General features: G+C 65.3%; 19 protein-coding genes. 12 read left to right on the top strand and 7 right to left on the bottom strand.

Annotation, left to right across the window (positions count from 1 at the left end):
- Positions 1-2: 2 nt before the first annotated feature.
- Genes DVS29_RS08140 through DVS29_RS08160 form a run of 5 tightly spaced genes read left to right on the top strand, consistent with a single transcriptional unit; the run spans position 3 to position 4,427 of the window.
- Complete coding sequence (locus DVS29_RS08140; protein WP_118179939.1) at positions 3-563, top strand: MSMEG_0567/Sll0786 family nitrogen starvation N-acetyltransferase; 561 nt, start codon at positions 3-5, stop codon at positions 561-563.
- Positions 560-1,558 (top strand): sll0787 family AIR synthase-like protein, encoded by a 999-nt coding sequence (locus tag DVS29_RS08145; RefSeq protein ID WP_118179940.1) that lies wholly within the window; start codon positions 560-562, stop codon positions 1,556-1,558. Before DVS29_RS08140 ends, DVS29_RS08145 begins: the two co-directional genes overlap by 4 nt.
- Positions 1,555-2,811, top strand: a complete 1,257-nt coding sequence (locus DVS29_RS08150) for an MSMEG_0565 family glycosyltransferase (RefSeq protein ID WP_118179941.1) — start codon at positions 1,555-1,557, stop codon at positions 2,809-2,811. The genes DVS29_RS08145 and DVS29_RS08150 overlap by 4 nt, the downstream gene beginning before the upstream one ends.
- Complete coding sequence (locus DVS29_RS08155; RefSeq protein ID WP_118179942.1) at positions 2,802-3,086, top strand: MSMEG_0570 family nitrogen starvation response protein; 285 nt, start codon at positions 2,802-2,804, stop codon at positions 3,084-3,086. The genes DVS29_RS08150 and DVS29_RS08155 overlap by 10 nt, the downstream gene beginning before the upstream one ends.
- A gap of 45 nt (positions 3,087-3,131) precedes the next feature.
- Positions 3,132-4,427, top strand: coding sequence for an MSMEG_0569 family flavin-dependent oxidoreductase (locus DVS29_RS08160; RefSeq protein ID WP_118179943.1), 1,296 nt, complete (start codon positions 3,132-3,134; stop codon positions 4,425-4,427).
- 36 nt (positions 4,428-4,463) lie between these two features.
- On the opposite strand, the gene DVS29_RS08165 is transcribed toward DVS29_RS08160, so the two are convergent.
- A complete protein-coding gene (locus DVS29_RS08165) occupies positions 4,464-5,393 on the bottom strand; it encodes a DMT family transporter (RefSeq protein ID WP_118179944.1) in 930 nt (309 codons plus the stop codon).
- A gap of 319 nt (positions 5,394-5,712) precedes the next feature.
- Positions 5,713-6,240, bottom strand: a complete 528-nt coding sequence (locus DVS29_RS08170; RefSeq protein WP_118179945.1) for an Lrp/AsnC family transcriptional regulator — start codon at positions 6,238-6,240, stop codon at positions 5,713-5,715.
- Positions 6,241-6,389: 149 nt separating this feature from the next.
- On the opposite strand from DVS29_RS08170, the gene mdeB reads away from it, so the two are divergent.
- Both mdeB and DVS29_RS08180 read left to right on the top strand, forming a co-directional pair.
- Complete coding sequence (gene mdeB / locus DVS29_RS08175; protein ID WP_118179946.1) at positions 6,390-9,122, top strand: alpha-ketoglutarate dehydrogenase; 2,733 nt, start codon at positions 6,390-6,392, stop codon at positions 9,120-9,122.
- A gap of 136 nt (positions 9,123-9,258) precedes the next feature.
- Entirely contained in the window at positions 9,259-9,615 is a 357-nt protein-coding gene (locus tag DVS29_RS08180) for a hypothetical protein (RefSeq protein WP_118179947.1), read from the top strand.
- 144 nt (positions 9,616-9,759) lie between these two features.
- On the opposite strand, the gene DVS29_RS08185 is transcribed toward DVS29_RS08180, so the two are convergent.
- Positions 9,760-10,869 carry a porin gene (locus DVS29_RS08185; protein ID WP_118180139.1) on the bottom strand — a complete coding sequence of 370 codons (1,110 nt, stop codon included), beginning with the start codon at positions 10,867-10,869 and terminating at the stop codon, positions 9,760-9,762.
- Positions 10,870-11,198: 329 nt separating this feature from the next.
- A complete protein-coding gene (locus DVS29_RS08190; protein ID WP_118179948.1) occupies positions 11,199-12,659 on the bottom strand; it encodes an amino acid permease in 1,461 nt (486 codons plus the stop codon).
- Between the two features lie 371 nt (positions 12,660-13,030).
- Between DVS29_RS08190 and DVS29_RS08195 the strand changes: the two genes are divergently transcribed.
- The 3 genes from DVS29_RS08195 to DVS29_RS08215 all read left to right on the top strand — a co-directional run bounded on the left by DVS29_RS08195 (position 13,031) and on the right by DVS29_RS08215 (position 17,030).
- The gene (locus DVS29_RS08195) at positions 13,031-13,693 is read left to right on the top strand and encodes a glutathione S-transferase family protein (protein WP_118179949.1); all 663 of its coding nucleotides are present in this window, start codon (positions 13,031-13,033) and stop codon (positions 13,691-13,693) included.
- A 148-nt stretch (positions 13,694-13,841) separates the two neighbouring features.
- Positions 13,842-15,137: a hypothetical protein gene (locus DVS29_RS08205; protein WP_164707866.1), complete on the top strand. Its 1,296-nt coding sequence runs from the start codon at positions 13,842-13,844 to the stop codon at positions 15,135-15,137.
- A 1,278-nt stretch (positions 15,138-16,415) separates the two neighbouring features.
- Positions 16,416-17,030, top strand: a complete 615-nt coding sequence (locus DVS29_RS08215) for a biliverdin-producing heme oxygenase (protein WP_118179951.1) — start codon at positions 16,416-16,418, stop codon at positions 17,028-17,030.
- A gap of 150 nt (positions 17,031-17,180) precedes the next feature.
- On the opposite strand, the gene DVS29_RS08220 is transcribed toward DVS29_RS08215, so the two are convergent.
- Complete coding sequence (locus tag DVS29_RS08220) at positions 17,181-17,570, bottom strand: response regulator transcription factor (RefSeq protein ID WP_118179952.1); 390 nt, start codon at positions 17,568-17,570, stop codon at positions 17,181-17,183.
- A 234-nt stretch (positions 17,571-17,804) separates the two neighbouring features.
- Between DVS29_RS08220 and DVS29_RS08225 the strand changes: the two genes are divergently transcribed.
- Positions 17,805-19,454 carry a sensor histidine kinase gene (locus tag DVS29_RS08225; RefSeq protein WP_118179953.1) on the top strand — a complete coding sequence of 550 codons (1,650 nt, stop codon included), beginning with the start codon at positions 17,805-17,807 and terminating at the stop codon, positions 19,452-19,454.
- Positions 19,455-19,498: 44 nt separating this feature from the next.
- Here DVS29_RS08225 and DVS29_RS08230 read toward each other — a convergent pair whose 3' ends face one another.
- Together DVS29_RS08230 and DVS29_RS08235 are read right to left on the bottom strand one after the other, a co-directional pair.
- On the bottom strand, positions 19,499-19,936 hold the full coding sequence (locus tag DVS29_RS08230) for a response regulator (RefSeq protein ID WP_118179954.1): 438 nt from the start codon (positions 19,934-19,936) through the stop codon (positions 19,499-19,501).
- An 11-nt stretch (positions 19,937-19,947) separates the two neighbouring features.
- A complete protein-coding gene (locus DVS29_RS08235; protein WP_118179955.1) occupies positions 19,948-22,332 on the bottom strand; it encodes an ATP-binding protein in 2,385 nt (794 codons plus the stop codon).
- A 204-nt stretch (positions 22,333-22,536) separates the two neighbouring features.
- Between DVS29_RS08235 and DVS29_RS08240 the strand changes: the two genes are divergently transcribed.
- Positions 22,537-24,006 carry an ATPase domain-containing protein gene (locus DVS29_RS08240; protein ID WP_118179956.1) on the top strand — a complete coding sequence of 490 codons (1,470 nt, stop codon included), beginning with the start codon at positions 22,537-22,539 and terminating at the stop codon, positions 24,004-24,006.
- The last annotated feature ends 3 nt before the right edge of the window (positions 24,007-24,009 follow it).

Genomic DNA, 24,009 nt, shown 5'->3' on the forward strand with positions numbered 1-24,009 from the left:
CGATGTTCATCGATACCTTCGAGTTCGAGGCACTCGCGCATACGTTCGCGCCCACCGAGTTCCGCATCAAGTGGACCACGCTGCCGTGGGAAGCCGACGAGGCGTTCCGGCTGCGCCGCGCGGTGTTCTGCGCCGAACAGGGCATCTTCGCGCGCGACGATCGCGACGACGTCGACGAGCGCGCGCAGCAGATCGTCGCGGTGAGCTGCATCGCGGGCATGACGGAGCAGGTGGTGGGCACGGTGCGCATTCACCGCATTGCGCCGGGCGAATGGCTCGGCTCGCGGCTGGCGGTGCATCCGGCGTTTCGCCGGCATGGGCGCATCGGCACCACGCTGATCGAACTCGCCGTGCGAAGCGCGCATGCATGCGGCTGCGACACGTTCTTCGCGCACGTGCAGCAACAGAACGTCGCGCTGTTCCAGCGCCTGCACTGGGACGCGCTCGGCGAAGAGCTGCTGTTCGGCCGGCCGCATCAGCGCATGCGCGCGCAGCTCGAACACTACCCGCCGTGCGCGACGCCGCATGCGGGGCTCGTGGTGCGCGCGGAGCCGCCGCGATGAGCGTCGCCGCTCTCGTCGAGCGGCTGCGCGCGAGTCGCGGCTTTCGTCACAAGCACGACATCGCGGGTGTCGTCGACGCGCTTGCGCGCGGCCTGCCGCGGCGCGGCGCGGGCGATGCCGGCGAACTCGCGCAGGCGGTCGGCCTCGGCGACGACTGCGCCGCGATACGCGACGGCGACGGCTATCTGCTGTTCGCGATCGAAGGGCTGGTCGGCGATTTCGTCGACGCGATGCCGTGGTTCGCGGGCTATAGCAGCGTGATGGTCAACGTTAGCGACATCTACGCGATGGGCGGCCGGCCGCTCGCTGTCGTCGATGCGTTGTGGAGCGATGGCCTCGCCCGCGCGGAGCCGGTGCTGGCCGGTATGGCGGCAGCGTCGGCCGCGTACGGCGTGCCGGTCGTAGGTGGCCACAGCAATACGCGCAGCGCGCAGTCGCAGCTTGCCGTGTCGATCGTCGGCCGGGCGAACGCGTTGCTGTCGAGCTTCAACGCGCGTCCCGGCGACCGGCTGGTGATGGCGGTCGATCTGCGAGGGCGCTTCGAAGAGCCGTATCCGTTCTGGAATGCGTCGGTCGGCGCGCCGCCCGCGCGGCTGCGCGACGACCTGGAACTGCTGCCCGTGCTGGCGGAACACGGTCTGTGCGATGCGGCCAAGGACATCAGCATGGCGGGCGCGCTGGGCACGGCACTGATGTTGTTCGACTGCTCGGCGGTGGGGGCGCGGATCGATCTGGACGCGATACCTCGTCCCGAGGCCGTCGATTTCGAGCGCTGGCTGACCGCGTTTCCGAGCTTCGGCTTCGTGATGGCGGTGCGGCCTCGTCACGTCGACGAAGTGATCGCGCGTTTCGGCGCGCGCTCGATTGCCTGCGCGGACATTGGCGTGCTCGATGCGGGCCGCGAGGTCGTCGTGCATCGAGGCGACGAGCGCGCGCGTCTATGGGATTTCCGCGAGTCGACGTTCATCGGCGCGCCGCAGGGAGCGGTGCGATGAGCGGACCCAAGCTGCGGATCGCGCTGTTCACGCACTCGGTGAATCCGCGCGGCGGCGTCGTGCATACCGTCGAACTGGCGGCGGCGCTGCACCGGCGCGGCTGCGACGTGACGATCTTCGCACCCGCCTCGGATCGCGAAGCGATGTTTCGCGGGTCGCCGTGTCCGGTCGTACTGGCTCGCATCGCAGACGCACCGCGCGACATGGTGGCGATGGTGCGGGCGCGCATCGACGCGTTGAAGCACGCGCTGTCCGCCTGCGCGGCCGACGCATTCGACGTGCTGCATGCGCAGGACAGCATCAGCGGCAACGCGCTTGCCGAGCTGAAGGCGGCAGGTGCGATACGCGGCTTCGTGCGGACCGTGCACCACCTCGATCGTTTCGCCGAGCCGCAGCTCGCGCGCTGGCAACAGCGCGCGTGGCAGGACGCGGACACGCTGCTCTGTGTGAGCGACGGCTGGACCCGCGCGATGCGTGACGAGCACGGTGTCGATGCATGGACGGTGCCCAATGGCGTCGATACGGAGCGCTATCGTAGCGCTCCCCACGGCGATGACGTTCATGCGGCAGATTGCGCATTGCGCGAGCGCCTCGGTATCGGCGCCGGCGGCCCGGTCATTCTCGCGGTGGGCGGCATCGAGGCGCGCAAGAACACGCTGCGGTTGCTCGAAGCATTCGCGCTGTTGCGCGCGCGGCCGACCGCGGCACAACTCGTGATCGCAGGAGGTGCGAGCCTGCTGGATCACGACCGCCATACGCGGCGCTTCATCGAACGCATGGGCGAACTCGGTGTCGCGAGCGGGCCGTTCGAACCTGTCGTGCTGACGGGGCCGCTTGACGATGCGGCGATGCCGGGGCTGTTCCGTATCGCGGATGTCGTCGCAATGGTGTCGCTGCGCGAAGGCTTCGGACTCGTCGTGCTCGAAGCGCTCGCGAGCGGTAAGCCGGTCGTCGTGTCGCAACGGGCCCCGTTCGACGAGTACCTCGATGAGCGGACCTGCTGCTGGGCGCAGCCGGACGATCCGGAGTCGATTGCGGCCGCGTTGCGACGCGCGCTTGCCGATCGCGGTGGCATCGATTTCGAGCAGGCTGTGCCCGCGTTGCTGCGGCGCTTCAGCTGGGACTCGAGCGCCAGCCGGCATCTCGAACTGTATCGGCAGCATGTGGCGCGTGTGCCGCATGCGCCGCGTGCACCGCGTGCGACAGGCACGACCGCCGAAACGCTATTGACGGAGTCCACACCATGCCCGTGATGCACTTTTGCGTGCGATGGCCGGACGGCAGCGAAACCGACTGCTATTCGCCTTCGACCGTGGTCCAGGAATTCTTCACGCCCGGCGAGCGTTACCGGCTCGGCGATTTCGTCGAGCGTTCGCGCAAGGCGCTGCATATCGGCTCGGAGCGGGTGCGCGAGAAGTACGGCTTCGCCTGCTCGGCAGCGATGGACCAGCTCGCGCGCATCGAACTCGAAGCCGAACGATTCACGGACGCGCCCGACGCGGCCGTGACCGTGCTCGCGTTGCGATGAGCGTTGGGGCTCATCGCCGGAACTGATTAAGGAGAAGGATTCGCCATGTCGAACGAAGCCATTTCATCGGCCAGCGCGGCCGGTCGCCATGTCGGCGTGATCGTGGTCGGCGCGGGCCAGGCGGGGCTGTCGGTCAGCTACTACCTGAAGCAGGCGGGCATCGATCATCTCGTGTTCGAGAAGCATACGATGACGCACACGTGGCGTACGCAGCGCTGGGACGCGTTCTGCCTGGTCACACCGAACTGGCAGTGCGCGTTGCCCGGCTATCCGTATCGCGGCAACGATCCACACGGCTTCATGGTGAAAGGCGAAATCGTCGCATATCTGGACGGCTTCATCGCAACGCTCGAGGCGCCGGTGCTGGAGCATACCGAGGTGCGGCGCGTGAAGCGCGGCGCGGACGGCATCTATGCGGTCGACACGTCGCGCGGCGAGTTCACGGCGGACCATGTGGTGGTCGCGTCCGGCGGATATCACACGCCGATCGTGCCGCGCATGGCGGAACGGCTGCCGGCTTCGATCGCGCAGGTGCAGTCGTCGGAATACCGCAATCCTCAGGCGTTGCCGGAAGGGCGGGTACTGGTGGTTGGATCGGGGCAGTCGGGCGCGCAGATTGCCGAAGACCTGCACCTGGCGGGCCGTGAAGTGGTGCTCGCGGTGGGCGACGCACCGCGTTGCGCGCGCTTCTATCGCGGCCGCGACGTGGTGGACTGGCTCGCGGACATGCGCTATTACGACATGCCGGTCGAGCAGCATCCGCTGCGCGAAGGCGTGCGCGACAACACCAATCACTACGTGACGGGCCGCGACGGCGGCCGCGACATCGATCTGCGCCGCTTTGCAGCAGAAGGGATGGAACTGTACGGCCGGCTCGAGGATCTGCGGGCCGGGCAACTGTCCTTCAGGCCGAACCTCGCGGAAGTGCTGGATGCCGCGGACGCCACCTACAACAGCATCAACGCGAGCATCGATCGCCATATCGCGAAGCTCGGTCTCGATGCGCCGCCGGGTGTTCCGTACGAGCCGCTCTGGCGGCCGGTGCGGGAACGCGACACGCTCGATCTCGCGGCGAGCGGCATCACGTCGATCGTGTGGTGTATTGGCTTCACACCGAATTTTGGCTGGCTCGACGCGCCGGTCTTCAATGGCCGCGGTTACCCGGCACATGCGCGCGGCGTGACGCCGCAGCCGGGTCTCTATTTCGTCGGACTGCCGTGGTTGCACACATGGGGCTCGGGCCGCTTCTCGGGCATCGCGCGCGACGCGTCGTACATCGTCGATGCGATCGTCGCGGCGCGCGCGTCTGCCGACTCGATGACGGCCGGCATGGCAGCTTGATGCGGTTCAATCCTCCGCGGTTCGAACCTCTGCCGTTCAAGCTTCGCGTTGCCGCCGCGAGCCGGTGAACGGCAGCCGCTTCACGACACCCGTTGCGAGCGCAGTGCCGACGAGGATTGTCGCGCAGGCCTTCACCATCCACAGCGTGACGGGTTCGCCGAGGAACAGCGCGCCCCACAGGATGCCGAAGATCGGGATCACGAAGGTGACGGTGATCGCGCGAGCCGGGCCGGCCACCGCGAGCAGGTGGAAGAACAGCATGTACGCGATGCCGGTGCACGCGATACCGAGCGCGATCACCGAGCCCCACGACTGCCACGAGATCGCGACCGTCGGCCACGATGCAATCGCGAACGGCACCAGCGCGATGGTCGCGCCGGTCATCGTGCCGGCGGCGACCATCAGCGAGTCCACGCCCATCAGATGACGCTTCGTGTAACTTGCCGCGATGCCGTACAGCAGCGTGGCCGCGAGCGCGGCGCCGGCGGCGAGCGCGGTGGTCGTGGCCGATGTGCTCGCGCCCTGCGATGCGGCGACCTGATCCCATACGAGCGCCAGCACGCCGGCAAAACCGATCGCGAGGCCCACCACGCGCAGCGTGCTCAGCCGGTCTTTCAGCCACAGGAATGCGACCACGGCGCCCCACAGCGGCGTCGTCGCGTTGATCACCGACGTGACGCCCGCGGACAGCGTCAGCTCCGCATACGCGAACAGGCAGAACGGCGCCGCCGAATTCAGGATGCCGACGACGAACAACGGCCACGCGCGTGCGCGCAGCGTGGCGAGCGTTTCGCGCGGCGGACGCCGCAGCGCGAGCACGCTCAGCAGGAACAGCGCGCCGATGCCGACGCGCAGCGCCATCAGCGGCGCAACGCCGAAGTCGGCGACGCCGATGCGGATGAACAGGAATGAACCGCCCCACAGGGCGGCGAGAATCAGCAACTGGATGACGTTGATCGGGTTCATGGCAACTATCGCGCGGGTTAAGAGTCGAGGTACGGACCCATCGTAACGGCGCTTCGTGGGCGGACGGTTCAGGCCGTCGTGAAACGATGCCGTGCGTCGCCGGAACGGATCCGACCGTGCTCGACGGCCCACATCGTAATCGCGTGCGGCAGGCCCATCAAACGATCGTTTCTCACGGGTATGTGAGAAATATTGCGGTTGCGATGGAGGCTGCTGCACGCTCTATGACATGAGCGCGATTCATCTTCCCACGGCGCCGCATCCGCGCCTTGCCGTTTCTTGCGGTTCCATTCGCGGTGGCGTGCGCAGTGTTCAGCGTTCAGCCCCAGTCGTTCGAGGTCTCGTCTGGATCGACGAGCGCGAGTCCCGACGCCGGCAGCGGCAGCGCGGTCTTGTAGCGCACCTGCTTCAGCGCGAAGCTCGAACGGATGTTCGACACGCCGGGAATGGTGGTCAGCCGTTCGATGATGAAGCGCTCGAGCGTGCGCATGTCGGGCATCACTACGCGCAGCAGATAGTCGGCATCGCCCGACATCAGGTAGCACTCCATCACCTCGGGCCGCTGCGAGATCGCTTCCTCGAAGCGTCGCAGCGCGTCTTCGACCTGCTTTTCCAGACTGACCTGGATGAACACGTTGATGCGCAGCCCGAGCGGTTCGGGGTCGAGCAGCGTGACCTGCTGGCGGAACAGACCAAGCTTTTCGAGCGCGCGAACGCGGTTGAAGCACGGCGTGGTGGACAGGTTGACCGCGGCCGCGAGTTCCGCGTTCGTGATCCGCGCGTTCTGCTGCAGCTGGTTCAGGATGCCGATGTCGATGCGGTCGAGTCGCCGGGCGGTCGTGCTCATGGTCGAAATATTCCGTGGATGGGCGGATATCCGGAATATTTACACTATCCAGCAGAAATTGACCAATGAAATCAGACGCATATTTTGCGGATCGCCGCGTAGCATGACTCCCTGAGATGCACGCACTGTGCAGCGTGCGGGAGACTGCAATGACGGACCTGTCGAACGGAATGGAACCGGCGAAGCGCGCCGATGCCACCGCTGATGCCACGCGCGCGGACCAAGATCCGCAGGAAACGGCCGAGTGGCTCGACGCGCTCGACGGCATCGTCGCGCATGTGGGCAAGGCGCGCGCGCAGTACCTGTTCGACCGGCTCGCCGAGCATGCGCACGCGCGCGGTCTGTCGCTCGCCCGCGCGCTCGTGACGCCCTACGTCAACACGATTCCGGCCAGCGAGCAGCCCGTGTATCCGGGCGACCTCGAACTCGAAGAGCGGCTCTCCGCGGCGCTGCGCTGGAACGCGCTCGCGATGGTGGTGCGCGCGAATCGCGCGTATGGCGAGCTGGGCGGTCACATCGCGAGCTATGCGTCGGCGTCCGACCTGTTCGAGACCGGCTTCAATCACTTCTTTCGCGCGGCGGCATCGGATGGCGGCGCGACAGCTGGCGGCGATCTCGTCTACTTCCAGCCGCATTCGTCGCCGGGTGTCTATGCGCGCGCGTTTCTCGAAGGCTTTCTCGACGAGGAACACCTGAAGCATTACCGCCGTGAGATCGCGGGGCCGGGGCTCTGCTCGTATCCGCATCCGTGGCTGATGCCGGATTTCTGGCAGTTTCCGACCGGATCGATGGGCATCGGTCCGATCAACTCGATCTACCAGGCGCGCTTCATGCGCTACCTGCAGCACCGCGGGCTCGCACAGACTGAAGGCCGTACCGTGTGGGGTTTCTTCGGCGACGGCGAGATGGACGAACCCGAATCGCTCGGCGCGCTTTCGCTCGCCGCGCGCGAGGGGCTCGACAACCTGGTGTTCGTGATCAACTGCAATCTGCAGCGCCTCGACGGTCCGGTGCGTGGCAACGGCCGCGTGATCGACGAGCTCGAAGCGTTGTTCGCGGGCGCGGGCTGGAACGTGATCAAGGTGCTGTGGGGCTCCGACTGGGACCCGCTGTTCGCGCGCGATCATGCCGGCGCACTGGCGCGCGCGTTCGCCGAAACCGTCGACGGCCAGTTCCAGACCTTCTCGGCCAACGACGGCGCGTACAACCGCGCGCGCTTCTTCAGCCAGAACCCGATGCTCGAAGCGCTTGCCGCGCAGCTCACCGATGCGGAGATCGACCGTCTGCGCCGCGGCGGCCACGACGCGCGCAAGCTGCACGCCGCGTATGCGCGCGCGCTCGCGCATCGCGGCCAGCCGACCGTGATCCTCGCGAAGACGATGAAAGGCTTCGGCATGGGCGCGGCGGGGCAGGGGCGGATGACGACGCACCAGCAGAAGAAGCTCGAAATCGACGACCTGAAAGCGTTCCGTGACCGTTTCAGGTTGCCGCTTTCGGATAGCGATGTCGAGCGTCTCGAGTTTTACAAGCCAGCGGAAGACAGCCCGGAGATGCGCTACCTGCATGCTCGCCGGGCTGCCCTGGGAGGCTGTCTGCCCAGAAGGCGGAGAGCGGCGTCGAAGGGGCTGACCGTCCCTTCGACGCGCACCTGGGGCGCGTTCGCGCTGGAAACGAACGGCCGCGAGATGTCGACGACGATGGCGCTCGTGCGCATGCTCGGCGCGCTGCTGAAGGACGCCGACGTCGGTGCGCGCGTCGTGCCGATCGTCGCGGACGAAGCGCGCACGTTCGGCATGGCGAACCTGTTCCGGCAGGTCGGCATCTACTCGCCGCATGGCCAGCGTTACGAGCCGGAAGATCTCGGCTCGATGCTGTATTACCGCGAGGACACGCGCGGGCAGATTCTCGAAGAAGGCATCTCGGAAGCGGGCGCGATTTCGTCGTGGATCGCGGCGGCGACGTCGTATAGCGTGCACGATTTCCCGATGCTGCCGTTTTATCTGTACTACTCGATGTTCGGCTTCCAGCGCATCGGCGACCTGATCTGGGCCGCGGCCGATCAACGGGCGCGCGGTTTTCTCGTCGGCGCGACGTCGGGGCGCACGACGCTCGGTGGCGAAGGGTTGCAGCATCAGGACGGCACCAGCCATCTCGCCGCGTCGACGATCCCGAACTGCCGCGCGTACGATCCCGCGTTCGCGTACGAAGTGGCGGCCATCGTCGATGCGGGCATGCGCGAGATGGTCGAAGCGCAGCGCGACGTTTTCTACTACGTGACGGTGACGAACGAGAACTACGCGCAGCCGTCGATGTCTGAAGACCAGGACCACGCATTGCGCGATGCGATCCTGAAGGGCCTCTATCGTTTGCCGTTCGCGTCGGACGAGTCGGCGCGCGTGCAACTGCTTGGCGCCGGCGCGATTCTCGGCGAAGTACTGGCCGCGCAACGGATGCTGAAGGACGACTGGAACGTTAGTGCAGCGGTGTGGAGCGCCACGAGCTTTACGGAGCTGCACCGAGATGGTATGGATGCCGAACGAAAAACGCGGCTTGGCGAAACGGACGTTACGCCTTTCGTGACGGCGGCGCTCGCATCATCGAATGGTCCGGTGATCGCCGCGACCGATTACGTGCGCGCGGTGCCCGAGTTGATTCGCGCGTACGTACCGCGCCGTTACGTCACGCTCGGCACCGATGGTTTTGGCCGCAGCGACACGCGGCAGGCGTTGCGCGAGTTCTTCGAAGTGGATCGCGCGAGCATCGTGATTGCCGCATTGAAGGCGCTTGCGGACGATCGCGAGATCGACGCGGCAATCGTTGCTGCCGCGCGCGAGCGTTATGGAAAAACCGCGCATACCGATGATGCGCCGTGGCTGCGTTGAACTGCATGACGAGTCGGTGAGAGTCACGCAACGTGCATCGATTTCCCGAGGCGGCACACCGCTTGCAAATCTCCTCCCATGCAGACGCGGCAATCGTCGCGATGCAACGGACATCACTGGAAACGGGAGAACGTTCATGCGCAAGCAAACGAAGCAATGGCTGGCACTCGCGTTCGCGGCTGCGATTTCAGGCAGCGCGTTCGCACAGGCCGCAGGTGGTAACGGCGGCGGCAATTCGAGCGGTAACGGCGTAGGTGCCGGCGGCGGCAACGCCGGTGGTGCAGCAGGCGTCACCGTCCCGGGTGCGGGCGGCGCCAATCAGGGTTGGAACCGGTCGAGCGCGGACACGGGCTATGGCTCGCCGGGCGTAACCGGCGTGGGCGGCGGCCAGGGTACCGGCACTGGTGCGACGCCGAGTCCGGCGAACCGCTCGATGAGCGGCAACATGCAGATGTCCCCGCAGAACGGCACGATGCAGAACAACGGGCAGTGATTGCGGACGCACATATGTGTGGCGCGTCACGTCACATCGTGACGCGTCATGTGTCGATCCGGAATGCGACTTGAGCGCGCGACGGCCCGGCTCTAGACGGCCGGCCCACCTTCGTGCGCGCGTGTCGTCGATCGTCGCTAAACCTTAAAACAGATGCTGGATGCCGGCATAGACGCCGGTCTGACTGTGACCGGGAAACGGATTGCCGGTCGCGGTCGTATCGCCTTCGTCATTCGCATTGAGGCCGAAATTCGCGGCCTTGCTGTTCTGCACGGTGGCGATCTGCAGATCGAACAGCGTGCGCTTCGTCAGGTTGTACGAGCCGCCCACCGTGTAAATCGTCGCATTGCCGGCACCGTTGTTGCCGTTCACGTGGTACACGGCGGCGATCAGCGATGCGGCGGTGGTGGGTTGCCACGTAATGCCGCCCCACTCATGGTCGAGCGTGGTCGGGCTGCCCAGCGCCGCGGCGGTTTCTCCCGACGTGCGGATTGCCTGGTACACGCCCTGCAGCTTGAACTGGCCGATGAACACGTTGACCGCTGCGGTGTATTCGCGCGAAGCCGTAAAGGCGTCGTCGAGCGTGCCGTTCTGCGCGTTGCGCATCTCGTCGTAGATGCCGCGCACCTGGAAGAGCTGCGACGTGTAGGTAACCTGAATGCCGTCCCAGCGCCCTTGCGGCGTCGTGCCGTTGCCGTTCCAGCTGGTCGCGTTCGAGAGTGCGTACTGGCCTTGCACGTCGAAGCCGTGGATGGTCGGCGACTGGTACGAGATGTTGTTGCTCGAATGCAGCCAGTTGCGGCCGCGCACGAGCGATGCCGACGACCAGTTCGATTGCCCGAACGGATCGAAGTCCCACACGCCGTTCGAAATGAACAGCTCCTTGCCGAGCAGCAACGTGCCGTACTGATCGTTCGAAATGCCGACCGTCGCATAGCGGTCGAAGAGCGTATTGCTCGCGCCTAGCGAGCCGTTCATCGTGTTGAAGGCGCCTTCGAGGTGGAACACCGCGTGGTTGCCTCCGCCCAGATCTTCGGAGCCCTTCAAACCCCACAGGCTCGTGCCCCAGTCGCCGCTTTCCGCGCGGAAGCTGTGGGTGCTGCCGGTGGCCTGGCCGTTCGCGCCGACGCCCGTCGGCACGCCCGACATGTATTCGAGCCCTGCATCGATACGTCCATACAGCGTGACGCTGCTTTGCGCATACGCGCCTGCGCTGGCTGCGAATAGTGATACTGCGAGCAACGAGTTACGCATCATCATCCATCTCCTCCGGTTCAACAATCGACTGCTGCGCCCGGCATCGCTTGCCTGATTTTCTGGGCGCGAGTCGCACCAGGGCCGGTCTTGCGACCGTCCATATCGTTCTCCAGACCGTTGGATCAAGTGTTGTTGTCGGCGGCGGCATGACGCGCATGCCGCCGCGCGCGTTTCAAACGCGAGGCAGGCCGCCGGGACCGTGACGCATGGCGGCCAGAGCGCAATCTAGCAAGAATTTCCGCGGCTTGCTGACCAGCCCGCAAACCGCGTCAGGCGACGATCAACATGTGGTTTTTCGCGCGTCGTTCAACGCGGTGGCGGCTACGTCAATGACGGTCCGGATGCCTCAGGCGCGAGTGATTCCGGCCATACGACAGATAGATGATCATGCCGATGATGAGCCACACGACGAGCCGCAGCCACGTGACGAGCGGCAGTCCGACCATCAGCAGCAGGCAGAACAGGATGCCGAGCACGGGGATGACGGGCACGCCCGGCGCGCGGAACGGACGGTGCGCGTCGGAGTCGCTGCGGCGCAGATAGACGACTGCTCCGCAGACGAGAATGAACGCGAACAGCGTGCCGATGCTCACCATTTCGCCGAGCACCTCGATGGGCGTGAGCGCGCTCACGATCGCGACGATCGTGCCGATCATGATCTGGCTCAGATACGGTGTTTGCAGGCGCGGATGCACGCTCGCGAAGACGCGCGGAAGCAGTCCGTCCTGCGACATCGTGAAGAAGATCCGGCTTTGTCCGTAGAGCAGCACGAGAATCACGGTGGTGAGGCCGGTCAGCGCGCCAAGCTTGATCACGACGGAGAACCAGGTCACGCCGATCACGTCGACGCCCTTCGCGATCGGGTCTGGCACGTTCAGTTCGGTGTACGGCACGAGGCCGGTCAGCACGCTCGCCACCGCGATATACAGCACCGTGCAGATGATCAGCGAACCGAGAATGCCGATCGGCATGTCGCGCTGCGGCTGTCGTGCTTCCTGGGCGGCCGTGGACACCGCATCGAAACCGATGAACGCGAAGAACACCACCGCCGAGCCGCGCAGAATGCCGCTCCAGCCGAAGTTACCGAAGCTGCCCGTGTTTGCGGGAATGAACGGATGCCAGTTGGCGGGATGCACGAAGAACGCGCCGATGACGATGAACGCAACGACGACGGTCAGCTTGATCGCGACCATCACGTTGTTCAGACGCGCGGATTCTTTCGTGCCGAGCGCGAGCATCGTCGTGAGGATCGCGATGATCACGATCGCGGGAATGTTGACGATGCCCATCGCGGCGGTGCCGTCCGCGAGTTTGACGGCCGTGCCGGGCGCGGCCGCGAGCTGCGCGGGAATGTCGATGCCGACGTTGCGCAGGAGGCTCACGATGTAGCCGGACCAGCCGACGGCGACGGTTGCGGCGCCCATCGCGTACTCGAGAATCAGGTCCCAGCCGATGACCCACGCGAAGATCTCGCCGAGCGTCGCATACGTGTACGTGTAGCTGCTGCCGCATACCGGCAGCATCGCGGCGAGCTCCGAATAGCAGAGCCCGACGAATGCGCACGCAATGCCGCCGAGCACGAACGACAGCACGATGCTCGGCCCCGCGTAATGCGCGGCGGCCGTGCCGGTGAGCACGAAGATCCCGGCGCCGATGATCGCGCCGATGCCCATCGCGGTGATGCTGATCGCGTTCAGCGATTTCGAAAGATGATGTCCGCCTTCGGTGTCCGCGCTTGCGACGATGTCTGCGACAGACTTCCGTGCCATGACGCTCGTATCGGCCATGATGGTTGTCCTTGTTCGGAAGTGAAGGGACGCGAATCGACCCGGTGCGCTTCGATTCGCGCGACGCGTCGACCGATGGCTGGAGCCGGCTGTCCGGTTGACGCAAGCGAAGCAAAGGGGTGATTTCAGTCTAGACCCAATTCTTCACACAGGGAAACCGGGTTGCGGCAGCGGCGCGCATCGATGCAAAGCGGATGCGCGCCAGCCGGCGCTGGTCGGGGTGTTCGCGATGCGGTGCAGCAACGGATGGACCATCGGATTGCCGCGGGTCATGTCATGTCGTGTCGATTGCGGCGGGCGTCGATCGTCGTCGGTAAAAGTGCTCCTGCTATGCTCGCCCACGCGGCAATAACCCGGTAAAGGTGATCCCGATGACCACACTGAAGCTTTACGCGCACCCGTTCTCGTCGTATTGCCAGAAGGCGCTGATCGCGCTGTACGAAAACGCGATTCCGTTCGAATGGCGCCTGTTGTCGCATGACGATCCACAGGTGCTGGAGGAATTCGCGAGCCTGTGGCCGCTGAAGAAGTTTCCGCTGCTGGTGGACGGAGATCGCGTTGTGACCGAAGCGACGTCGATCATCGAGTATCTGGCAGTGCGTCATCCGGGACCCGTCGCGCTCTTGCCGGCCGATCCGATGGCAGCGTTCGAGGTGCGCAACCTGGACCGGTTCTTCGACAACTATGTATCGACGCCGCAGCAGCGGATCGTGTACGACAGCCTGCGTGCCGAAGGAGAAAAGGATCCGCGCGGCGTCGCCGATGCGCGCGCGATGCTCGAGCGGGCCTATGCGTGGCTCGATGTGCGCATGGCCGATCGCGAATGGGCGGCTGGTGAGCGCTTCAGTCTGGCCGATTGCGCGGCGGCGCCGTCGCTCTTCTATGCCGACTGGACCCATCGGATCGACGCGTCGTTCAAGAACGTGATCGCTTACCGGAAGCGGTTGCTCGCGCGACCGTCGTTTGCACGCGCTGTCGATGAAGCGCGACAGTATCGGCCGCTGTTTCCGTTGGGGGCGCCGGATCGGGATTGAACGTTTGGCGGTTTGGGCTGGATGAGCGGGGGTGGTTGCGCGCTCATGCGGTTCGCTGCTTCACGCTGAAAAATAAAAAACGCGCGGACGGCATGGCGTGCCGTCGCGCGCGTTCGAGGCGGGTGGTGCATCTTCCCGCCTGCGATGCGTGTCCTCGAATCCGGACACGCATCGCGAGGGCTGGCTGGTGTCAGTGCGATCCGCCGCCGCCGTGGCCGCCACCGCCGCAGCCGCCGCCATAACCGCCGCCGTGGCCGCCGAAGCCTCCATGGCCGAAGCCACCAAAGCCGCCGTGGCCGAAGCCGCCCTTGCCACCTTCGCCATGGCCGTCGCCGCTATGGCCGCTTTCGCCGTGACCGTCGCCGCTGTGGCCTTCACCGCCATCGCCGCTGTGGCCCTTGCCATCACCGCTATGGCCCTTGCCACTGTCGCCGCTGTGGCCATTGCCGTCGCCGCTGTGGCCATTGCCGTCGCCGCTGTGGCCATTGCCGTCGCCGCTGTGGCCCTTGCCACTGTCACCGCTGTGGCCATTGCCGTCACCGCTGTGGCCGTTGCCGTCACCGCTGTGGCCATTGCCATCGCCGCTGTGGCCGTTGCCATCACCGCTGTGGCCGTTGCCGTCGCCGCTGTGGCCCTTGCCACTGTCACCGCTATGGCCATTGCCATCACCGCTGTGGCCGTTGCCATCACCGCTGTGGCCATTGCCATCACCGCTGTGGCCATTGCCATCACCGCTGTGGCCATTGCCATCACCGCTGTGGCCATTGCCATCACCGCTGTGGCCATTGCCATCACCACTGTGGCCGTTGCCATCACCACTGTGGCCGTTGCCGTCGCCGCTGTGGCCCTTGCCACTGTCACCGCTGTGGCCATTGCCGTCGCCGCTGTGGCCGTTGCCATCACCGCTGTGGCCGTTGCCATCACCGCTGTGGCCATTGCCATCACCGCTGTGGCCGTTGCCGTCACCGCTGTGGCCATTGCCATCACCGCTGTGGCCATTGCCATCACCGCTATGGCCGTTGCCATCGCCGCTATGGCCGTTGCCATCACCGCTGTGGCCGTTGCCATCACCGCTATGGCCGTTGCCATCGCCGCTATGGCCGTTGCCATCACCGCTGTGGCCGTTGCCATCACCGCTGTGGCCGTTGCCATCACCGCTGTGGCCGTTGCCGTCGCCACTGTGACCCTTGCCGTCGCCGCTGTGACCGTCGCCACCGTCACCGCTATGACCGTTGCCGTCACCACTGTGATGACCGCCATCATCGCCATGATGACCGCCATCATCGCCGTGGTGACCACCGTCATCGCCATGATGACCGCCGTCGCCATGATGACTGCCGTCACCATTGCCGCCTTCTCCGTGACCGCCGTCGCCGCCGTCACCGTAGCCACCGCTACCGTGATGACCGCCATCACCGTGACCGTCACCGCATCCTGGGCCTGATCCGGTGCCAGTGCCGGTGCCGGTACCCGTGCCGGTGCCAGTACCCGTGCCGGTGCCAGTACCCGTGCCGGTGCCAGTACCCGTGCCGGTGCCAGTACCCGTGCCGGTGCCAGTACCCGTGCCGGTGCCGGTGCCAGTACCCGTGCCGGTGCCAGTACCTGTGCCGGTGCCAGTACCCGTGCCGGTGCCAGTACCCGTGCCGGTGCCAGTACCCGTGCCGGTGCCAGTACCCGTGCCGGTGCCAGTACCCGTGCCGGTGCCAGTACCCGTGCCCGAGCCGCTACCCGAACCGGTACTGCCCGACGAACCCGTCCCGCTGCCACTACCACCGCCGCTACCCTTCCCACCCGCGGCACCCGAACCCGAACCCGTGCCATCGCTCGAGCCGCCGTAGCCGAGTCCGTTCGAACTACTCGAACCGAGCTGCGACGAGCCGTCCGACACGCCGCCGTTGTCAAGGCCCGTAGCGTCCGTTTCGACCTTGCAGCCAGGCGCTGCCTTGTCCGGACAGCCACCGCCGACAGTGTTCTGGGCCAGGTCGATGTGAGCCTGGGTCGCGAGTCGCACGTGTGACGAAGGGGCGCCGGTCACGCCCCCGCTGCTGCCGGTGTCGGTTTGCGCGCAGGCTGCTGCCGCGTACAGTCCAACTGCCAAAGCCAGAATCGCCTTGACCGGCATGCGCTGTTCGTCCCTCCGATTTCGTCTAATCATTTCGTTTTCCTAATGGTTATATCTGGAAGTGCGCTTCACAAAACGTGAACGCCCCGACGTTCAAATGGCGGTCTCGGACAATCGCGCCGCCTCGATCGACATGGCGCACACGTTATTCGGCCAGAGTCGTCGTAACCGTTCGCTAACCCACGCACAACAAAGGCTGTTGTTTAACGATCGAAAAATGTGGTGTACCCAACGAAGCGCAAAATCGGTATCGAATAATAGAAATTCCGTAGTGCGAATAAATTCGCACAGCCGAAAATTACCGGCGTCGCGGGCCAGCTGGCTCCCCGGAAAGGCACGCCAGACATAGCGCAAACGTTTGCGCAATCGCTCGGGCGAAAGAAGCGGATCCAGATGAAATCCTCTCGGTGGCATTGCCCGCTTTGGTCTGTTTAAATGCCGGGCCTCTCTGAATGGCTTTGCGATGTGACGTGGGAAAACAACGAAACAGGGTTGCTGCTTAAAATCGGCGGAATGTGATCTCGCCCACACTGCGCGCACCGCGCGGATTATCATGGGCGCCGCGTTCACATCCTGCCATGCGTTCAATCCAGGAACTTCATGACCCTCATCCCGACGGGAACCGACTCACCCGAGGCCGCTGCCGACGTGCTCGCCGCGCTGCGCGTCGCCACCGGCAGCCGGCATGCGGTGCTCGATCAATCGATGCCACTGTCCACTGAGACACCGTCGCTCGTCGACTATCGCAACCATCTGCTGTTGCTGCGCGCGTGGCTCGCGCCGCTCGAAGCGTGGCTAGCACTCTTCGACGATGGTCCTCAGGATGCGTCGGTGCTCGATCGCATCGAGCGCACTTCGCTGATCGACGCGGATCTCGGCGATTCCGCGATGCCGGCCGTCACGCAGGATGTCGAAACGATCGAATGGCCGCGCGACGAGCGCAGCCGTGCATATCGCTGGGGTGTCGGTTATGTGATCGAGGGTTCGCAGCTGGGCGGCGCGGTGTTGTACCGGCGTCTTCACGAGCGGCTGGCGCCGCATCCGCTACGCTATCTCGGGCAGGACGGTATGCCGGTTGGTCCACACTGGCAGCGTTTCATTCGTGCGATGCGCAATGACGTGACGACGGACGCGCAGATCGCGGACGCATGCGCGGGCGCCGTCGATGCATTCGATACCCTGCTCGCGCTGGTCTCTCGCGAGCCGGCACTCTGATAACGGTCGCCCCGTTGTCTACTTGCGCGATCCGAAGTAAAGCAAAGCGAACCGCAACACACACGCATCGTAATCACCACGCCGCGCACGACACCGCGCATCCCCACGGCGCATCCCCACGGCGCCAAATCGAATTCCATCGGGCATGAATCATGCGCCATGTACCCGCAGCAATGCGCGGATGTGACGCAACATCGCGTCGCGTGCAACGGGTTTGTGCAACACGCGGTCGCATGACGTACCCGCGGGAATGTCGATGGACGCGGTCCACAGAATCACGGGCACTGCGTTCAGCTGTGGGTCGGCGCGCACGGCGCGGCACACCTGAACGCCGTCCATGCCTGGCATCATCAGGTCCGTGACGATCAGCGCGGGCCGTATCTGCTGCGCGGTGTCGAGACCTTCCCTGCCGTTCGTTGCCGTCACGACGTGAAATCCCTCGAGTTCGAGCAGCAACGCCCACGCGATCAACAGATCGGGTTCGTCGTCGATGAGCAGGATGGTCGGCAGACGGCTGCCGGAGACGGACTGGGCATTCATTGCAGTGTCGGCGGGAGACGCGCGCTCGACGGGGCGACGTTGTAAAAGGGGGCAATCCAGGCAGATGCGGTCGACATATTCGAACACCGCGCAGCACGATTCGTGCCTCCACGTACCGCCGACAGCACGCAGCACGAGACGCAGCGACCGCCAGCGACCGCCAGCGGGCGCGCTGGCCGTGACGTTGCACGTGCATCCAATGTAGGTCGGACCTTTTTGGTGAAATGCCTCGCTATGGACGAACTTGCGCGCGATTCAGCCATCGCATCCGGGATCGAGTCGGCCTCGATCTTCGATCTGCTGCCCGATGCCTGGCTCATCCTGAACGAGCGGGCCGAGGTCGTGATGGCGAACGCTGCGTACCTGCAATCCTTGCAAGCGGTACTCCCCAATATTCAGGGGCGCTCCGTGTACGAGATCAACCAGGCCGGTTCCGCGGAGCAGCGCGATGCGCGCCGCGTCTGGATCGACGATGCGTTGACGGGGCTCGTCAGCGGCGAAATGCGCATATCGCCGATTCTTCGCTATGACATGCGTTCGCGAAACCCTGCCGCGAACGGGACATCGGAAATGCGTTTCTGGCAGATCAACACCACGCGCATCGAGCCGGGCGACGGGCGCGAGCCGCTGATCGCGTTGCGCGTGAACGACGTCACGGATACCGTCGAAGCAGCCGAGCGCAGTCAGCGCGAACGCGCGAAGCTGCGTTCGCAGGCGCGTTTGCGTCAGGTGCTGATGGAAGAGGCGAATGCGCTGCTGCGCGACAACCAGGAGCAGCTGCGCCTGGCATTAGCGTTCGCGCAGATCGGCGCGTGGGAATTCGACGCGTCGACGGGGCGCGTCGACTGCACCGAGCAATGTCGCGCGTGTCTTGGCCTGCCGGTCGCATCGGAACTGTCCCTTGCGCGTTTTTTCAATGAACTGATCGACGATGCCGACCGCGCGCGCGTTCGCTCGGTCGTCGTGCGCGCGCTCAAACGACGCGAGCACTTCGAGATCGACTTTCGCGTCGTGTGGCCCGACGGCACGACGCATTGGGCGCTCGTGCGCGGCGTGGGCCGTTATCAGCCGGACGGCGGCGTCAAGTCGGTGCTCGGCTTCACGCTCGACATCACGCCGCGCAAGGAGGCCGAACTCGAGCAGCGCGCGATCGCGCAATCGGAAAAGCGCGCGCGGGTGGAGAGCGAGCAGATCGCGCGCGCGATGGACCACTTCGTCACGGCCGTCAGCCACGAACTGCGCTCGCCGCTCGGTGCGATCCTGTCGTGGTGCACGCTGTTGCAGCGCGCCGGCGACATGTCGCATGTCGAACGCGCGAGCGGCGTGATCGAACGCAACGCGCGCCAGCTCGCGCATATGGTCGACGATCTGCTCGACAGCGGCGCGATCGCGACCGGCAAGCTGTCCGTCGATCGCCGTCCGGTGGATCTCGCCGCGCTCGCCGGCATCGTGGCCGAAGACACGCGGATCGGCGCGCAGGCCAAGGGCGTGCAGCTGATCACGGACGATCTTTCGCCATGCGCGGTGCTCGCCGACGAGAGCCGCATGAAGCAGATCGTGTGGAATCTTCTGTCGAATGCGGTGAAGTTCTGCGTGGAAGGCACGGTCGAACTGACCGTCGCGCAGCGTGGCGACATGCATGCGGAACTGACGGTGCGTGACACCGGCTGCGGCATCGAGCCGGATGCGCTCGGCAGGATTTTCGACCGGTTCGAACAGCAGGTGAAAGCGGTCAGCAGTGGCCGCGTTGCGGGGCTAGGCCTCGGCCTGTGGCTCGTCAAGCATCTGGTCGAACTGCACGATGGGACGATCGTCGCGGAAAGCGCGGGGCGCGGGCAGGGCGCGACGTTCCGCGTGACGTTGCCGCTCTATCGCCGCGCGTGATGTCGAGTCGCACATGCGGCGCATGGCGATATCGCGTCGCGAGGTTACGTTGTATAAGGCGGCGGCTCGTTCAACACCGCCCAGAACATGCCGAGATCGTTGATCGCGGCCATGAAGTCGTCGAACTCCACCGGTTTCACCACGTACGCGTTCACGCCGAGATCGTAGCTGCGCAGCAAGTCTTTCTCTTCGCGCGACGACGTCAGCATCACAACCGGTATTCTTTTCAGCTTGTCGTCGGTGCGTACGGCCTTCAGCACTTCGTGGCCATCGATCTTCGGCAGCTTCTTGTCGAGCAGGATCACCGCCGGATTGTCGTTCGAGCGTGTCGCGTACTGGCCTTCGCGGCGCAGGAATTCGAGCGCTTCCGCCCCGTCGCGCACCGACACCACCGGGTTGGCGATACGGCTCTTTTCGAGCGCGATCAACGTGAGTTCGACGTCGTTGGGGTTGTCTTCGACAAGCAGAATCGGTCTTAGCACGCGTGGTTCCTTTATCTTGAGTCTTTTGGCACTGGCTTGAACGGCTGGCCCTGAGACAGCGCGGCAAGGCGCGCCACCGCGTCCGCGGCGGTTTCCTTGTCCTCGACGATCTGCGGATTGAAAACGCGCGGCAATGAAAAGTAGATCGTCGCGCCGCGATCTGGTTCACCGAACGCCCACGCCTTGCCGCCATGACGCTCGACGACGCGCCGCACCGTGGCGAGCCCGATGCCCGTGCCTTCGAAGTCCTCGAAACGATGCAGCCGCTGGAAGACGCCGAACAGCTTGTCCACGTAGCGCATGTCGAAACCGGTGCCGTTGTCGCGCACGAACAGCACGTCCTGGTCGACGAGTTCGCCCCGGCCGTTCTCGCAGCCGATTTCGATCACCGGATGCTCGCCCACGCCGTTGCGATGGCGCGTGAATTTTACGGCGTTGCCGATCAGGTTCTGGAACACGACGTTCATCAGCACCGGGTCGGCGACTACCTTGCACAGCGCACCCACCTTCCATTCGATCGTCTGCGAATTCTCGTCCTTGCGCTCTTCGTCGACGATCGCGTCGACGATGGGACGCAGCTCCAGGGTCTGCGGACGCAATGCGGAGCGCCCCATCTGCGAGAACGCGAGCAGGTCGTCGACGAGCCGGCCGCCGAAGCGGGCCGAACTCATGATGCGCTCGACGAAATGCTTGCCGCGCTCGGACAGCCGTTTGTCTTCCATCTGGTTCAGCAGATCGGCAAAGCCGACGATATGCCGCAGCGGCGCGCGCAGATCGTGCGACACGGTGTACGAAAAACCTTCGAGTTCCTGATTCGCGCGGCCGAGCTGCATCGCGAGTTGCGCGAGTTCTTCCGCGCGACGCAACACGATGCCGAGCATCGCGGTGCGGAATTCGGCCGCGATCTCGAGTTCCGCGGGGCGCCAGGGCCGCGAGCGCCCACGTGCGACTTCCGTCCACGTGTCGAAGCTTTCGCGCGGCGACAGCGAAGCCGACAGCGATGCGAGCTTCGCGCGCGGGTCGCCCGCCCACTTGACGGTGCGCACGACTTCCGCGCGGAACCAGATCACGTAGTTGCGAAACAGCTTCGAGATCGACAGCACGAGAATGCCCGCATTGTCGGGATCGACCGGCCGGTTCCAGGCGGATGCGAGATCGTCGGTGGAAAACACGTCGTCGTTTTTCGCATCGAGCCACGCGACGAGATCGTCCACGGTCGCTTCGGGCGGCGTGCTGCCGATCAGCACCGTGCGGCCGTCGAACACGATCGCGGCGCCGGTGGCGTCCGTAAGACCGAGCAGTCCCGATGGTTCGTCGGCGAGCGCGCCGATGAAGTTGTCGGTGTTCGCCATCGAAGCGAGCAGTCTCGACAGACGTTGCCGCAGCGCGAGCCGCAGTTGCGCTTCGGCGTGATCTTCCTTCGCTTCGATCTGCAGCGACAGCACCTGCGCGACGTGCTCGCACGCGGTCCGCACTTCGAACGGCGGCACGCGCGGCGTTTCATGGTGGCACGAGATCAAGCCCCACAGCTTGCCCCGCACGACGATCGACATCGACATGGACGACCACGTCCCCATGTTTTTCATGTACTGGATGTGGACCGGCGACACGCTGCGCAGCGACGCGTGCGTGAGATCGGTGGGCTTGCCGGAGTGCGGATGCAGTGGCGGCACGAGGCGCGCCGGCGTGTAGTTCGCGTCGGCGATCAGGCGGATGCGGTTGCGCAGATACAGCGCGCGCGCCTGCTCGGGAATGTCGGATGCGGGGAAGCGCTGGTCGAGATACGAAGGATAGCCGGGTTCGATCGCCTCCGCGAGCACGTGGCCGTTGCCGTCCGCATCGAAGTTGTAGACGAGCGTGCGGCCATAGCCCGTGATGCGCTGGATTTCCTGCGCGGCGAGGCGCGCGAGATCGTCGACGCTCTGCACGTTCTGCAGGCTGTTGATGAAGGTGCGCACGAGCGGGTACATCGACGAGAACACGTCCGTCGTGCCGCGCGCGGGTTCGAGCTCGACGATCGCGATACCGCCGAGCCGGTGCGCGACGATCGCGAGCGGGGAACGTGGAGCGCTGAATTCACCGCTGTCGTTTTTCAGGGCGCGCGGATCGTCGATCGAACCGACGTAGAGCGGCACGCCTTCGGTATCGAGCGTATCGAGCGCGCGCGCGATCATCGTCGCGGCGCTGCCGAGCACTGCGGAGAGCGGCGTGCCGAGCAGTTGCTGAGCGGTGGTGCCCGTCAGGGCTTCGACGTTTTCGCTGGCTTGCAGGATCGCGCCGTCGTGGTCGACGCTGAACAGGAATCCGTGTGGCTGGATGCCGCCGGGAATGTGGATCGGCTCGCTTGCGCAATCAGGGGCGGGGTCATGAACGCTTGCGCGTGTCGCGATGGTCATGCGTGCTCCGTGCGGGTCTGGTCGCATTGTCGCATAGCAACACGCGCGCCGTCGCGCGGGAAATCGCGGCTTTTCAAGGGTTTTTCGCAGTGGACGCTCGCGCATCGGCACTGCGAAGTAGAATGTCGCAGAGCGCGCGTGCCCTTTCGGTCGCGTTTCCCGATGCACGCGCGACGCCCTTGAACACCGAACTTCATTTCTACGATGACAAGCGACTCAACTTCGGCAGCGGTGCGCTCCACAGTGGAAACGGGCGTGCCGGGTCTCGATGTGATCCTGGGCGGCGGTCTCGTCAGCGGCGGGTTGTACCTGATCGAAGGCATGGCGGGCGCCGGCAAGACGATCCTGTCGAGCCAGATCGGCTTTCACCGCGTCAAACAGGGTGACCGGGTGCTGTACATGACCTTGATCGCCGAATCGCACGACAAGCTGCTCGGGCATCTGAGCGGCCTGCGCTTTTTCGACGAGACCGCGGTCGCGCAACACATGCTGTTCGTGTCCGGCTATCACGAGTTGATGCAGGACGGGCTCGACGGCTTTCTGCGGCTCATCGCGGCGAGCCTGCATCAGCATCGCCCGAAACTGCTGATCATCGACGGCTTTCGCAGCGCGCGCGAGTTCAGCGAAACGGACCTCGCGCTATCGCGTTTCATCCACGAGCTGAACGCGCTCGTTGCCGCGATGAACTGCACGACGCTGCTGCTCGCTCCGTTGTCCGGTAACGAACCGCACCCCGAGCACACGCTCGTCGACGGTCTGATCGAACTGAACCGCCACAGCGACGGCATGCGCCGTGCGCGAGAAATCGAAGTGCACAAGATGCGCGCCCGCGACCATCTGCTCGGCAGGCATTTCTTCCGTATCACCGACAACGGCCACGTGATGTTCCCGCGGCTCGAAGCGAATTCCGCGGTGCGTCCGGGTGTGGCGGACCTGTCGACGCGGCTCGCGTTCGGCATCCCGAATCTCGACGCGCTGCTCGACGGCGGCGTCGTGAAGGGCTCGACGACCACGCTGATGGGGCCATCCGGTGTCGGCAAGACGCTGCTGGGCCTGCAGTTCCTCGCGACCGGTCTGGCGCGTGGCGAAACCTGCATTTACATGGGCTTCCACGAGTCGCCGCAGCGTCTGCTCGCGAAGGCGGACGCGGTATCGATCCATCTCAGCCAGGCGGCCGAGGAAGGCCGCCTGATCGTGCAATGGCAGCCCGCCATCGAACTCGCGATCGACGAGCTCGCAGCCATCGCGATCGACACGGTGAAACGCTCTGGCGCGACACGGCTGGTGCTGGACGGCATCGAAGGCTTCCACGATTCGGCGATGCGTCCCGAACGCTCGCGCCTCTTCCTCAACGCGTTCACGAACCAGCTGCGCGATGCCGACGTCACGGCGGTGCTGACCGAAGAGCTGCCGCTCAACGCGGACCCCGCGCCATCGCACGGCGTGCGGATGTCGGCGCTGACCGAGAACCTGATCCTGCTGCGCTACGCGGAAACCGATACGCGGCTGCGGCGCATGATCTCGGTGTTGAAGCAGCGCGAGAGTGCGCACGACCCGTCCCTGCGCGAACTGCTGATCTCGTCGCAGGGCCTCGACATCTCGGCAAGCTTCGAAGGCGCGGCGGGCCTGCTGTTGGGCCGCATGGCACTGTCTTCAACCGGACGACCGGGCTAGCCT

This window comes from Paraburkholderia phosphatilytica (assembly GCF_003443895.1).
In the GTDB taxonomy this organism is placed as follows: domain Bacteria; phylum Pseudomonadota; class Gammaproteobacteria; order Burkholderiales; family Burkholderiaceae; genus Paraburkholderia; species Paraburkholderia phosphatilytica.